We start from the raw sequence: 13,521 nt of genomic DNA on the forward strand, positions 1-13,521 counted from the left end.
AAATACCCTATAGAATAGACTTTTTTTAAGTGTCTATTCTATAGGGTACATTTTACACCAATGTTCTTCTCTTTTTTATGTGTAATTAGGGTTTCCATAACTATAGATATGGATGGTGTAAATTAATGGATGAATCATTTACTCTTAAAATTATAACAGAACAAATAAAGAATTTTATATGTAATATTGCATAAGAAGGGTAGGCAGCAATAATTTCTTTTGATAAAAAGGAGACACTGGTGAAAATGATAAGTAGCGCTTTTCCATATGGCGAGTTTGTTTCTTAGTTATTTTCTATATTTTATATCATTTTCCAATCGTCTAAGGTTAAGGGAGACGACAGAAGAAAGGAAGATTTACAAATGAGATTGATAAAAAATGAAACATTGCAAGTATAAGATTCTGTACATAGTAATCTCTCGCATTAAGGTATGACATTGGGTAAGTGAGGGGAGTTCAATCGATTCTGAATAAAATTGATAGTATCAGTTGCAATTTTTTTACGTTTAAGAACAATCCCAGCATGTCCACATGTATAAATATATCTTGTAGGTCTTTCCCAAGATTCCCACAAATAGTCCGTATCCTCAGAGTGCACATATAGATCGTGCTTACCTGAAATTAATAAAATATTTTCTTTTTTTACTTTTGGTAACGCTTGACTCGGTTCAGTGATTTTCCAATAATCTATTAATTCATCATACGTTACACCATGGTGTTCCAAGTCTTCTCTAATAAATTTACCTGGATTTGTCTTCCAAATAGAATAAGAGAGTCGATTCGCGTAGAAAATGGATGCTAATACATCAATCTCTGGTTCAACAAGAGATGTTAGGTTAGTAATAACCCCACCTAAACTGATTCCTATTAGAATCAGGGGACCATTTTTATTTGCTTTAATCCATTTGATCAAAGTTCGTAAATCAGCTACCGCTTGTCTAGTTGCTTGTACAGTTCGTTCAATATTGGCACTTACCATGTACTCTCCACTGAATAGGGATTGGTTGGGTTTTCTTTCAAAATGATATGGTAGAGTGAAATAATACATATTCCACCTCAAGTTGGTCATATGGTCGTGAAATATGTTTTTTACACGTTCGTTAGAATCCATTCTCCAACCATGAACAAAGATGACATGAGGTGCATCTTCATTTTTATGTAAGAATAATTCTCCAGTTACAGAGTCGTTGCGTGAATCACCAGATTGAACCGAGCTTTTATATTTGAATTGTCCAACCATGTATTCCTTTTCCTGTTTTGAATGCTTAATGTTAAAATGAATATCAGATGGTTTTACTTTATAAAAAAAATCTATGTCCTTTATATCTAGTGAGGTGTTAGAAAGAGAAGCATACTGAAACTCTCCACTTCTTTTTTTGTGCAAATCATACAAGGCGTATCGATCAATGAGTTTTGAAAAAATCAATTTAACCTCCTCCAAAATACATATTGTTTAAAATATGGGCAAAATTTATGTTTTATTTATGCTGTAAATTAATTATAAAATATTAAAAGAATTATTCATCATGAATAATCTAAATGTATTTCTAGAAGAATACCAATTTATCTAATATTCTCTTATCCTAATATCAGTTGCTCGAATAATAAAGACAGTTGCTAAATTTGTATATTATAAAGCTAGCAATAAAATAAAGCCATAAATAATTTATACTAAAATCTAAAAAGCAAGTTAATATTCTCATTCATATAAGAGAACATTAACTTGCTTATTTTCGTATCAAAGGTACACCTTTTGAAGTGACGTGATTTCTATGAAAGACAATGTGTCAATTTGTATATCTTATACAGTGATAGTTACCATAATTTTCGAAGCCGATAGTCAATTAACCTTATAATATGCGTCTTTCTGGTATATAAATAGCTATATTCATTAGAGAAAGAGTTTTAATCCTTCATGAGAATCTTTAAACCCTAATTTCTTATAAAATTACAAAGCTTCTTGTCATTCTTTATCTGTTGTTAACTGTACTAAATGACACCCTCTTAATTTAGCACGTTGAATAGCCCATTTAATAAGTTTACTTCCTATACCTTTACCACATTTTGATGAGGCTGTTCGTACACCCTCAATTGTAGCTCTCCAACCCCCTTGACGTGCAATGTAAGGCGTAAATGCAATTTGTTGAAGACCAATAATCTCTGTCCCATCACATGCTACAATTAACTCGTTATTTGGATCACAATCAATAGCATGAAATGCTCTTATATAACTATCAGGGAGTGGTGTTTCATAGCGTTCTCTTTTATTTCCTAAAACATCATCAGCAAGCATTTTTACAATTTCATCTAAATCATCTGCCGTTGCAATCCTAAATGTTATAGTTTCTGTCACTATCAAAAAGCCTCCTTAATGTATGCACTTGTTACTTTTATTTTACTTGTTTAAATGCAATAGGTTAAATTATAAAATATTATGAGTCTCTATAACTTTTTCTTATAGATAGCATAAAAAAGCCTAACTTATAAAATTATAAGTTAGGCTTTTTAACACAATATTATTATTAGAAAATCCGACCAACTTCAATAAAACTCCATATTCTTTAATGAATTTTCATATTTAATAAACACACATATAACCATCCAAATAGGGTGCTTTTCATTTGTTGTATAGAAATTACATAATAAGCATGGATCTGTATGCTATCATTCAATGAAGCTTAACCTCAATTCTAAAGCTCCTTAAATGGACTGCCTCCTTACCAATATTCAAAAACGATTGCTTTTTTGAATTTGTGTTCCATTTTTGCTTGACCAGGTCATTGAATAACTACACATAAACTCCTTATATCTCTAGATAAACTACCGATTAGCTCCATATAGACTCTAGATAACCTATATAGAATATAAGTTATCAAGGAGGTAAGAAAAAATGAATTTTATGAAACGTGCAATTCTCAGTATGAAAAAAAGAGTAGGAACATCATTAATTTTGATGGCAGTCTTCCTAATTGTTACAAATTTAGTGTTGGCAGGATTCACAATCCAAAATGCATCAAAAAAAGCTGCTGATGCAGCAAGAAAAAAACTAGGTGCAGATGTTACTTTAGGTCTTGATTTTGACAAATTAGGTCAACAAGCTAGGGAAACTGGAGAGATGCCTAATCCGCCGCAGCTCAACACAAAAGAAGCAGATCAAATAGCGAAGTCAAAGTATGTAAAAGACTATAATTACATAACCAATACTTTCGGAATTTCGGATGGACTTAAACTAGTAGGAGCTTCAGAAAGGGAAGAAGAAGGAAAAGGTAAAGCGGGAATGGCGGCTGTACGAGGCGGTTCAAGCTCAGGTACAGAAATAGATATGAACGCTTCTTTTATGATAGAGGGGGTTCGCAAGACTGCTTTACAAGAAAGCTTTAAAAACGGAAAAAGTAAAATCATTGATGGGAAACCAATTACTGAACAGATGAAAGATCAGAATGTAGCCTTAATGGAAAAACGATTAGCGGAACTAAACAATTTGAAAGTAGGAGACAAAGTTAAAGTTCAATCAGGAGATAAGAAGGAAACTCTTGAAGTTGAAATTATCGGTATTTACGAAACGAATGAACAAGCAATGGGACAACAGGCTCCTCCTATAATGGATCCAGCTAATAAACTATATATGCCTCATTCTACTTTGAAAAAATTAGAAGCAGGTGAAGGTATGAGTAGCATTCAAGTTGTGTACCTCTTGAATGATCCACAATACATTGATGCATTTAAAAAAGAAGCAAAAAAATCTGATATTGATTTTAATTATTTTAAATTAGATGCACATGATTCATTGTACAAACAAATGATTGGGCCTATCGAAAATATCTCATCTACTTCTCAAATAATTATTTATATTGTATCAATTGCAGGTGCGATTATATTAGGGTTAATCATTATGTTATCAATTAAAGCACGTCGTAAGGAAATGGGGATTCTATTGTCTATTGGAGAGAAAAAATGGAAATTGATGGCGCAGTTCGTAGTAGAAGTCGTATGCATTGCTGTTTTAGCATTTGGCTTATCCCTAGCAACAGGAGCTAAAGTTTCTCAATTCATAGGGGATAATTTACTTTCTAATGAAATTTCTACAGCAAGTGAAGAAAAAGAAACCCCACAAAGTAGTACTAGTACTGTAATGGTTTCAGGACCTGGTGGTGCTCTACAAAAACAAACAGAGGATCCAATTGATAAAATTGATGTAAGTGTAACGGGAGAGGATGTAGGAAAAATGGGTGGAATTGGACTAGCTATTGCGGTATTAGCAACGCTTCTTCCAGCATTATCTATTCTACGCTTAAACCCAAAACAAATTCTTTTAAAAGATGAATAAGGAGGCTCAATATGGAGACAATTTTACAATTTAAAAACTTAGATTATTATTATGAAAGTAACGGAAAAAAAGTAACGATACTAGATAATGTTACTTTTTCTTTTCAAAAAGGGCATTTCTACACGATTTTAGGACCATCTGGATCTGGTAAAACCACAACTCTTAGCTTAGGGTGTGGGCTCGATATACCTAAAAATGGTTATGTACTGTATAATGGCAAGGATATTCGAAAAATTGGTTTAGATCGATACCGTAATCAAAATGTATCTGTAATTTTCCAATCTTATAATTTGATTACCTATATGACTGCTCTTCAAAATGTCCTAACAGCAATGGAAATTACAGGTGTTAAAATGCAAAATAAAATGGCAAGGGCATTAGAATTATTGGAGAGAGTAGGACTCACAGAAGTAGAAGCGAAACGAAATGTCCTGCAACTAAGTGGGGGGCAACAACAGCGTGTAGCAATTGCTCGAGCGTTATCTTGCAATGTTGATTTACTTATTGCAGATGAGCCGACAGGAAACCTCGACGAAAAAACGGCAATGGATATAATAGAGCTGTTTCAAGAACTTGCACATAAAGAGAAAAAATGTATAATCGTTGTGACGCATTCACAGGAAGTTGCTAAAAAATCGGATCGTGCAGTTTATTTAAGTAAGAAGAAGTTGGTAGTAAATGAAATCTAATATAAACACACTAGTTTTTTAATTCACATAATTTTCGAAAATCTATTTCTTTAAATATTTATATTTGATATACAATAAGACCAAGCCATAACCAAAATGGTCACCCTGTATTGAATGTTGAGATAGTTTGTTGTTCCTTTTTAACAATTTTTGAAAAAGAACTTGTAGGATTTTCTACAGGTTCTTTTTGTTATGATCGATTAACAATATCATTGAGGAATTACATATAAAAAACGGGACATTACCTAGATGTATGATCTAAATACTGTCCCGTTTAACTGTTTATCTATATAGTTATTGAAGAATTAAACCTGCAATCATAATTAAACTAAATAATATCATCCAACCAAAAGCACAATAGCCGAAAATTCTAATCCATTTAGGTAATTGATTCATGTTAACTTTATTTGTGGGAACTCCTTGCATAGAAAACATCATTTTTTGATCTCTATCCCTATTATTTCGTTGTTCATACATAACATCATCACCTTTCTAGAAATATTGTGTTTATAGTATATCAACCTGGAGATAACTAAGTACAGAAAATTCGACAAAATAAAAGTGATTCGACAATTATAGTGGATTAATCTGTTTTCCCGTGCAGCATACTATATTTCAAAAAACTAAAATTTGATTACTCAAAAGCTATATATTCTAAAGTATTTGCTCATTTAAAACATAGTAAACCTTTACCAAGAGATGCTTTTTATTCGGTATTGAATAATTTGGATAAATTTACTTATATTTTTTAGTGCTTAGATACGTACATGTCTTTCAAACTATATGTGCCGTAAAGTAGGAGCAATTATTTATTCGTTACTTTTAAAGCATCTAATACTATTTTGGTTGCGTCTGCAATAAGTTTATCATCGTGTTTAGCATCCTCTTTAGCATGATTGGAAAGTATCACAAGAACAATTGGCTTTTTATTTGGTGGCCAAATTATTGCGATATCATTTCGGGTTCCATAAGAGCCAGAGCCAGTCTTATCGGCTACTTCCCATTCTCTTGGAACTCCAGCACGAATTAAGTTGTCCCCCGTAGTATTTCTTTTCATCAAATCTATTAAAAAATTCCGTTTCTCAGTTGAAAGTATATCACCTAGCGCGTAAGTTTGAAGACTAGTAGCCAATGCCTTAGGGGTACTAGTATCACGAGTGTCTCCTGGTTGTACTTCGTTTAATTCTGGTTCAAAACGTTCAGGATTTGTAACAGTATCTCCTATTTCTCTCAGTGATTTTTTGAATTCACTTGGCCCACCTAATTGTTTAAGAATAAGATTTTGTGCAGTATTATCGCTATATCGAATGGAAGCATCCGCAAGCTCTTTCAGAGTCATACCTGTATCTACATATTTTTCTGTAATTGGATTGTAATTAACAAGATCTTCGCTAGTATACTTAATTCTTTGATCTAAAGCTTCTATTGAATTCTTTTGTAACAGTGCTCCCACAGCTAGGACTTTGTGGGTAGATGCGTATGCAAACCGTTCATCTGAACGATAAGTAACGGTTTGACTCGTACCTGTGTCCAATGCATAAATACCAAGTTTAGCATCATATTCTTTTTCAAGCTGAACAAAAGAATGATTACCTGTATTTTCTTGTTTGGTTTGTTTCGGTGGTTCAGATTGAATATTACTATTGGAACAGCCTATAAGCGTTGCACATGAAAGTAATACTACAGGTAGCATCTTTTTATAATGTGAAATGTGAAAAAACTTCTTTGAAACTATCATACATTTTCAACCTCTTTCAAGAATTTATGGATTTTGTTTAGGTATTTTACATACCGATACAATTAACAAATGTACTGGATAGCACTCCTCTTGTATTTCTTGCATTACAAAATGAGAAAACTACCAAGAACACCTTTTTTATACGTAATAGACAATCTAAGTAACACATTTGTTCCATTTATGATTAAGGTTTCGAATATATCCATTAATTTTATTTATAAGAATCACAAAATCCTCCTTTTTTGAACTCCACTTAATTTAATTTGGATTTAGATTGAGCTTCCCTCGTAACGGGAAGCTCAATTGGATAGTGCATATATAACAACCTCGTTTCGGATAGAATAGGTAATAACAACTACTGATTTCATTTTAAGTGAGGTGTTATATGATACATACGACAAAACAAAAAAGACTTGTGGTGCAAAGTATAACTACATTTAGTCTACTAATAACGACTATCTTTACACCCATGCTTATTTACATTGTTTATGGATTACAAATCTCGAAAGGCTTTGAGGGATACTGGCCATCAATCTTGTTTTATACAACCTATATGACGGGTGTGTTTATCTGGATACCTATTGTGAATAAAGCTGGGATTCAACGCTCCTTATATTGGGCTGTTTCTATTCTGATAGTATCATTACTTAGTATTACTTTCTTTGGATGGAGTTCAAAATGGCTAGAAATAAGTGCGTTAGTTTCTGGTTTTGCAGTTAGTACAATTTCTACCATGACGAGTACTTTATTGTTTCTACATGTTGAAGGCGGGGGAAAGATTTATAATAAAAATCAACAAGCGATTATTATTGGTATCGTTTTTCTTTTACTGATCATCATATTGTTAGCGATTAGTTTTCTATCGCCGCCGCTGATAACATGCATATATGGGATTTGTTTAATCAGTATCCTTTTTGCTATAAAAAAAATGCCGAGAACAGAGTTAGCCAAAGGGCTTTTACCTATCTCCATCGTATCGGTAGTAGGAAAGTTTCTTTTTGTCTCAATGCTTATTCTTTTGATACGAACAAGTCGTAACATAAATAATGAACAATATATTTTCTGTTTTTTTCTACTCTCTATAGCGCTTATTTGTTTCATGTTTTTGAGTTTGTTGAAAGGAAAGTTCTTTCATAAACTTTCATCTTCTTTACCAATTCGATTAAAGGCAGAGTCATTTTTACTTGGATTAGGAAATGGATATTTATTTTTGATGGGTATTTTTTATAGTTTTACTTTCTATAATATGTTAACCTGTATTTTCATTGTAGTTGGCCCATACCTATTAGGGATTTTAATGTCCATATTTTTAGATATCAAAGCTGCTAAGAAAGTTAATCCAATCCATTTGTTTTTAGTAAGTACCTTAATCATGATATTCGGGTTGTATTCTCCACTATTTATAGTCCTTAGCGTTACATTTGGGAGCTATGCCATTAATAGTATTTCTTCTCAAAATAATATGAAAGTATATATGGTGAATGCTACACATAGAGAGCTTTCTTTGCTCATTTACACAACATGGAGAAATATGGGGAATATATTTTTACAATTTTTTATATTGATTGTGATTGTGGGAGTAGGGGTTTTTTATGATGTCGAATGGTCGCAACTTTTCAAAACAATTGTTGGGAAGAGTCAAATGCAGATTGAAGGGTTATCCGTACAACGATTGATGTTTATGTTAGCAATTTGCTGTTGGCTTGGCATGGTGGGCTTAGGTATGTGGATTGGTAAAAAAGCTAATCCCAATATTGCTTAAAAAGTATCTCGAAAAATATCGGTACTAAAAAATGGAGTACCACAAATATCTGATTGTAGCTTTTAGTTTGTCCACGATCTAAGTAACATAGGTGGATGGTAAAAATAAAGGGCGTAAAAAAACGAGATGTAATCGCATCTCGTTTTTTTTATGTTATGTGAAGTGTCAGATCAATTTAAAAAACTAAAGGGGTACCATTCGTATTATGGTCACGAGTATGTCAGTACCCATATCGCTTGCCACTTTTTTGAAAGGAAATCATGAGTATGAAATAATCGATCACTTTTTAAATCCTCCCAATAAAAACTGGCTTAGTCAAGTAGGTGAAAAAACTTTACTACAATATAATCAAATTAACAGAAAGATTGAGATTGATATTGAGTGGTTTATGAAGTTTCCTTTATTTTGGGAGAATGAAAATATCTTTATTAGTCACGCAGGTATTTCTAACGATTCGTTAATTCCATTTAATGAATCTGATCCGAATGGAACTGCGTGTTTTTTCGTTATACAAAACCTAGTTTTCTAGTTCCACTTGATAGGCATGTATGGTGACCCCTAATGGGAGGGATTTAAAATATATACGATTCAGAAACTAGGGGAACTGGCTGTATTTTCATATGCAACATTGCATATGAAAACGAATTGATGCAAATGTAAAAGCTTATTATAATGAAAACATAAATATTCAACACATCTTAATACAACAAAGAGGAGGAAGTAATATGGAAATCGCAATGGCAGTTTTGAAATTTTTAGGTGGAGTAATTCCATTAGTTCAAGAACTTTTAAAAGCATTTATGTAAGTTTATTAATTAGCAATTATTATCATATCTTAATATAAAAAAAGAACGGAGTGATTTTTCTGAAAATTAAGAAAGGTAATAAAAGAATAAAATTCCTAGCATGTTTATTAGTTAGTTTATGCACTATTAATTATTCATCTATTTCTTTCGCGGAAACACATACAGGTAATGCTACTGATGCAACAAAAAATGCTAGTGACATTAATACTGGCATAGCAAATTTAAAGTATGACAGTAGAGATATTTTAGCAGTAAATGGGGATAAAGTAGAGAGTTTTGTTCCGAAAGAAAGTATCAATTCAAATGGTAAATTTGTAGTAGTTGAACGTGAGAAAAAATCACTTACAACTTCACCAGTCGATATTTCGATTATTGATTCTGTGGCTAATCGTACTTATCCAGGAGCAGTACAACTTGCAAATAAAGCTTTTGCAGATAATCAACCTAGTTTATTAGTGGCTAAGAGAAAGCCTTTGAATATTAGTATAGACTTACCTGGCATGAGAAAAGAAAATACAATAACTGTCCAAAATCCAACATATGGTAATGTATCTGGAGCAGTAGATGATTTAGTATCTACTTGGAATGAAAAGTATTCAACAACACATACGTTACCTGCAAGAATGCAGTATACAGAATCTATGGTTTATAGTAAGTCACAAATAGCAAGTGCTCTTAATGTTAACGCTAAATATCTTGACAATTCACTGAACATTGATTTTAATGCGGTTGCAAATGGAGAGAAAAAAGTGATGGTTGCGGCATATAAGCAAATCTTTTATACCGTAAGTGCAGAACTACCAAACAATCCATCAGACCTTTTTGATAATAGTGTTACGTTTGATGAGTTAACTCGTAAAGGGGTAAGTAATGTGGCCCCGCCTGTTATGGTGTCAAATGTAGCGTATGGTAGAACAATTTATGTGAAATTAGAAACAACGTCTAAGAGCAAAGATGTACAAACTGCCTTTAAAGCTTTACTTAAGAATAATAGCGTCGAAACGAGTGGACAGTATAAAGATATTTTTGAAGAAAGTACCTTTACTGCTGTAGTATTAGGCGGAGATGCGAAAGAGCATAACAAGGTTGTTACAAAAGATTTTGATGAAATCCGAAATATTATTAAAGATAATGCGGAATTAAGTCTTAAAAATCCAGCATACCCAATTTCATATACAAGCACTTTCTTAAAAGATAATGCAACGGCTGCTGTTCATAACAATACAGATTATATTGAGACTACAACTACAGAATATTCAAGTGCTAAAATGACGCTTGATCATTACGGTGCATATGTTGCTCAATTTGATGTATCTTGGGATGAATTCTCATATGATGAAAATGGGAAAGAAGTACTAACACATAAAACATGGGATGGAAGCGGCAAAGACAAAACGGCTCATTACTCTACCGTTATACCGCTTCCACCGAATTCAAAAAATGTAAAAGTCGTAGCGAGAGAATGTACTGGTCTTGCATGGGAATGGTGGAGAACAATTATTAATGAACAAAACGTTCCATTAACAAATGAAATAAAGGTTTCAATTGGAGGAACAACGTTATACCCAACTGCTAATATTAGTCATTAGATAAAAGTGAAGCGCCCTGTACAGGGCGCTTTTTCTTAATAGATCATACGCAACAAATGAGCGAGTCAACTTAAGTAGGGGGAGAATATTTAAGTTGGATACAGTGGATTGGGGGAGCCTTAATTGTTATCGCTACTTATTACGGTCGCCATTTAGAAAATAGCATACGTCATAAAACGAAAATCCAGCCAATTGATTCTTAATAAGTTTATACTTACTACAAAAAACAAACAAACTCGTCCTACTAAGAGGGGAGTTTGTTTGTTTTTTGTTTAGATAATGGAATGTTCATGCAAAATTGTACACTATGTTCCAGATTTTTTATAGAATACTTTATATCTAGCGTTTCAAGAATTTGTTTAACAATATATAGCCCTAAACCACTTCCTCCAGTATTTCGATTCCTTGATTTTTCAATTCGATAAAATGGTTTGAAAATTTGTTGCATATCTTCTTCTTTAATATTGACACCTGTATTTATAATTTGCATTTTGATTTGACCTTGTTTAGAATCCTCACTTAACTTTATATAGACTTTTTCATTATGTGGTGAATACATAACCGCATTATGGATAATATTTTTACATGCTTTTTCAAAAAGAACACGATCTGTATAAACAAAAAGGTCAGAATCAATTTCTTTTATTATTTGGATGCTTTTTTGAGAAGCAAAAAATTCGAGATCTTTTGTGATTGTACCTATTAACTTTGACAGATTAACTTCTTCTACTTTTAGTTTAAAGGTGTGTTGTTCTAATTTCGACATGCTTAAAATTTCACGAACTAATTGTTCCATACTTTCAATAATTTGATGATTTTTCTTTAAATATTGGTCACGATTTTGATAAGGGCCAATATTGTATATCATCCCTTCTAAGTATCCTTTCATTACAGTAAGAGGGGTCTTTAATTCATGTGCTACAATCGCAAAAAACTCTCTGCGTTTTGTTTCTATTTCTCTTTCTTTTTCAATATCATTTTTTAATTGTTGATTTGCTTTTTTTAAATCAAACATAGCTTGTTGTAAGTTAATAGACATGTCATTCAAACTATTAGATAATTCTCCTAACTCATCTGTAGAGCGAACCTCAATTTTTTCGGAGAAATCTAAATTTGCCATCTTTTGTGCACCTTCATTAATATAAATAAGTGGCTTTGTAATAAACCTGGAATAGAAATAAGCACTCCCTACACCAATTACGAGTACAATGATACTAATATAGGGAAGAAAGCGTACTAAAACCTGTGAAGCTTCATCAATCGGTTGAAATGTTGCGAACACTACAAGTGTTAAACTTCCATCTTGGAATTGAATTGGTTTAGTAACGTTATATGAATTGCTAAGGGTACCTGCATTCTCGAATCGTGTTGCTTTAGTAACCACTGTTGTTTGCGTACCACTTTGAACAAAAGAAAATGAAGGAGAGTAAATAATTATTCCCTCTTTATTTTGAAGCGAAAGCATCGCATTATTTTTTTTTGCATATTCATCAAAAAGTGGTATAGCATCTTGAAACGTAAGATCTTTAGACTTATCAATTATTTCTTTTATCCCTGTTTGAAGTTGATCTGTTTTGTATTGCTCATAAAACGTAGGGAGAAAGAAATATAAAGTTAAATAAATCAAGACTGCAAAGGATAACAAAATGAGAGATGTAGTCATAAAGAGTTTATAAGTAATTTGCTTCATCTTCATGATTTTTACAATTCTATTCATCAATTTTATAACCAATACCCTTTATTGTTTTAATGTAAGGGATAGCTAATTTTTTACGTAGGTTTTTAATATGTGTATCAATTATTCGTGTTTCTCCAAAATAATCGTATCCCCAAACTTTTTCTACGATATTTTCTCTTGTGAGTACTTTTCTCTCATTTTGAAATAGCAGTTGTAGAATTTCAAACTCTTTTGTCGTTAATAAAATTTCAACCTCATTTACATATACTTTATATGCATCAACATCGACACGCACTTCTTTAAAAACCAAATGATTATTTACATTTTTATCATAACTCCTTCTCAGTACGGCTTCGACTCGTCTAATCAAAACATGAAACGAAAAGGGTTTTGTAATATAATCATCAATTCCAAGATCAAACCCTTTCATTTGAGCTTCTTCTTCTTCTAACGCAGTTAGCATAATAATTGGTATATTTGACTGACTTCGAATCATCTTGGAAACTTCAAATCCATTAAGATTGGGCATCATTACATCTAGAAGAATTAAATCAAAGGATTGCTTATTAAATTGTGTCATACCCTCTAATCCATCTGATGCAACTACGACTGTATACTGTTGTGTCATTAAAAATTGTTTAATTAATTCCTGAATTTCTTGATCGTCCTCTACCACGAGAATATGATAGTTCCTCATAATATCACCTCTGGTAGTCATTATAGCCTTACTATCTGGAGTTTATGTGGAGATGCATTAGGAGACTTCACAGGACATTTATCGTGTTAGCTCCACGTTCAAGATTGTGTGTTATCAGCTAATAAGTATTAATAGCCACATTACTTTTTTATGGATAAATAATTGTATGCTTGAAAAAATACTCATCGTATAAAAAAGATGAACGATTAATATTTACGAAAAACTAATGTATAAT

10 protein-coding genes and 1 pseudogene are annotated in these 13,521 nt (G+C 32.3%); 5 read left to right on the forward strand and 6 right to left on the reverse strand.

Annotated elements, in window-relative coordinates:
• Positions 1-424: 424 nt before the first annotated feature.
• Complete coding sequence (locus CQZ94_RS06910; RefSeq protein WP_105584771.1) at positions 425-1,426, reverse strand: alpha/beta hydrolase; 1,002 nt, start codon at positions 1,424-1,426, stop codon at positions 425-427.
• 522 nt (positions 1,427-1,948) lie between these two features.
• Positions 1,949-2,353, reverse strand: a pseudogene (locus CQZ94_RS06915) (N-acetyltransferase family protein).
• 537 nt (positions 2,354-2,890) lie between these two features.
• On the opposite strand from CQZ94_RS06915, the gene CQZ94_RS06920 reads away from it, so the two are divergent.
• Together CQZ94_RS06920 and CQZ94_RS06925 are read left to right on the forward strand one after the other, a co-directional pair.
• A complete protein-coding gene (locus CQZ94_RS06920) occupies positions 2,891-4,327 on the forward strand; it encodes an ABC transporter permease (protein WP_105584772.1) in 1,437 nt (478 codons plus the stop codon).
• Positions 4,328-4,338: 11 nt separating this feature from the next.
• A complete protein-coding gene (locus CQZ94_RS06925; protein ID WP_105584773.1) occupies positions 4,339-5,016 on the forward strand; it encodes an ABC transporter ATP-binding protein in 678 nt (225 codons plus the stop codon).
• A gap of 294 nt (positions 5,017-5,310) precedes the next feature.
• Here the strand turns inward: CQZ94_RS06925 and CQZ94_RS06930 are convergent, their stop codons facing one another.
• Entirely contained in the window at positions 5,311-5,493 is a 183-nt protein-coding gene (locus CQZ94_RS06930; protein WP_105584774.1) for a hypothetical protein, read from the reverse strand.
• A 328-nt stretch (positions 5,494-5,821) separates the two neighbouring features.
• Positions 5,822-6,754 carry a class A beta-lactamase gene (gene bla / locus CQZ94_RS06935; RefSeq protein ID WP_105584775.1) on the reverse strand — a complete coding sequence of 311 codons (933 nt, stop codon included), beginning with the start codon at positions 6,752-6,754 and terminating at the stop codon, positions 5,822-5,824.
• A 469-nt stretch (positions 6,755-7,223) separates the two neighbouring features.
• Here bla and CQZ94_RS06940 point away from each other — a divergent pair, with 469 nt between their 5' ends.
• From CQZ94_RS06940 to alo, 3 genes are all read left to right on the forward strand, one after another.
• Positions 7,224-8,516, forward strand: a complete 1,293-nt coding sequence (locus CQZ94_RS06940) for a hypothetical protein (protein WP_105585131.1) — start codon at positions 7,224-7,226, stop codon at positions 8,514-8,516.
• A 205-nt stretch (positions 8,517-8,721) separates the two neighbouring features.
• Positions 8,722-9,045, forward strand: a complete 324-nt coding sequence (locus CQZ94_RS06945) for a hypothetical protein (RefSeq protein ID WP_181149447.1) — start codon at positions 8,722-8,724, stop codon at positions 9,043-9,045.
• A gap of 327 nt (positions 9,046-9,372) precedes the next feature.
• Positions 9,373-10,911: an anthrolysin O/cereolysin O family cholesterol-dependent cytolysin Alo gene (alo, locus tag CQZ94_RS06950; protein WP_105584777.1), complete on the forward strand. Its 1,539-nt coding sequence runs from the start codon at positions 9,373-9,375 to the stop codon at positions 10,909-10,911.
• Between the two features lie 244 nt (positions 10,912-11,155).
• Here alo and CQZ94_RS06955 read toward each other — a convergent pair whose 3' ends face one another.
• Together CQZ94_RS06955 and CQZ94_RS06960 are read right to left on the reverse strand one after the other, a co-directional pair.
• Entirely contained in the window at positions 11,156-12,628 is a 1,473-nt protein-coding gene (locus CQZ94_RS06955) for a sensor histidine kinase (protein WP_105584778.1), read from the reverse strand.
• Entirely contained in the window at positions 12,621-13,286 is a 666-nt protein-coding gene (locus CQZ94_RS06960; protein ID WP_105584779.1) for a response regulator transcription factor, read from the reverse strand. The genes CQZ94_RS06955 and CQZ94_RS06960 overlap by 8 nt, the downstream gene beginning before the upstream one ends.
• Positions 13,287-13,521: the final 235 nt, after the last annotated feature.

This window comes from Bacillus sp. MYb209, assembly GCF_002975175.1.
Classification (GTDB): Bacteria; Bacillota; Bacilli; order Bacillales; family Bacillaceae_G; genus Bacillus_A.

Coding starts and splice junctions, on each gene's coding strand:
- CQZ94_RS06920 (WP_105584772.1), top strand. CDS start 2,891: ATGAATTTTATGAAACGTGCAATTCTCAGTATGAAAAAAAGAGTAGGA.
- CQZ94_RS06925 (WP_105584773.1), top strand. CDS start 4,339: ATGGAGACAATTTTACAATTTAAAAACTTAGATTATTATTATGAAAGT.
- CQZ94_RS06930 (WP_105584774.1), bottom strand. CDS start 5,493: ATGTATGAACAACGAAATAATAGGGATAGAGATCAAAAAATGATGTTT.
- bla (WP_105584775.1), bottom strand. CDS start 6,754: ATGATAGTTTCAAAGAAGTTTTTTCACATTTCACATTATAAAAAGATG.
- CQZ94_RS06940 (WP_105585131.1), top strand. CDS start 7,224: ATGCTTATTTACATTGTTTATGGATTACAAATCTCGAAAGGCTTTGAG.
- CQZ94_RS06945 (WP_181149447.1), top strand. CDS start 8,722: ATGGTCACGAGTATGTCAGTACCCATATCGCTTGCCACTTTTTTGAAA.
- CQZ94_RS06955 (WP_105584778.1), bottom strand. CDS start 12,628: ATGAATAGAATTGTAAAAATCATGAAGATGAAGCAAATTACTTATAAA.
- CQZ94_RS06960 (WP_105584779.1), bottom strand. CDS start 13,286: ATGAGGAACTATCATATTCTCGTGGTAGAGGACGATCAAGAAATTCAG.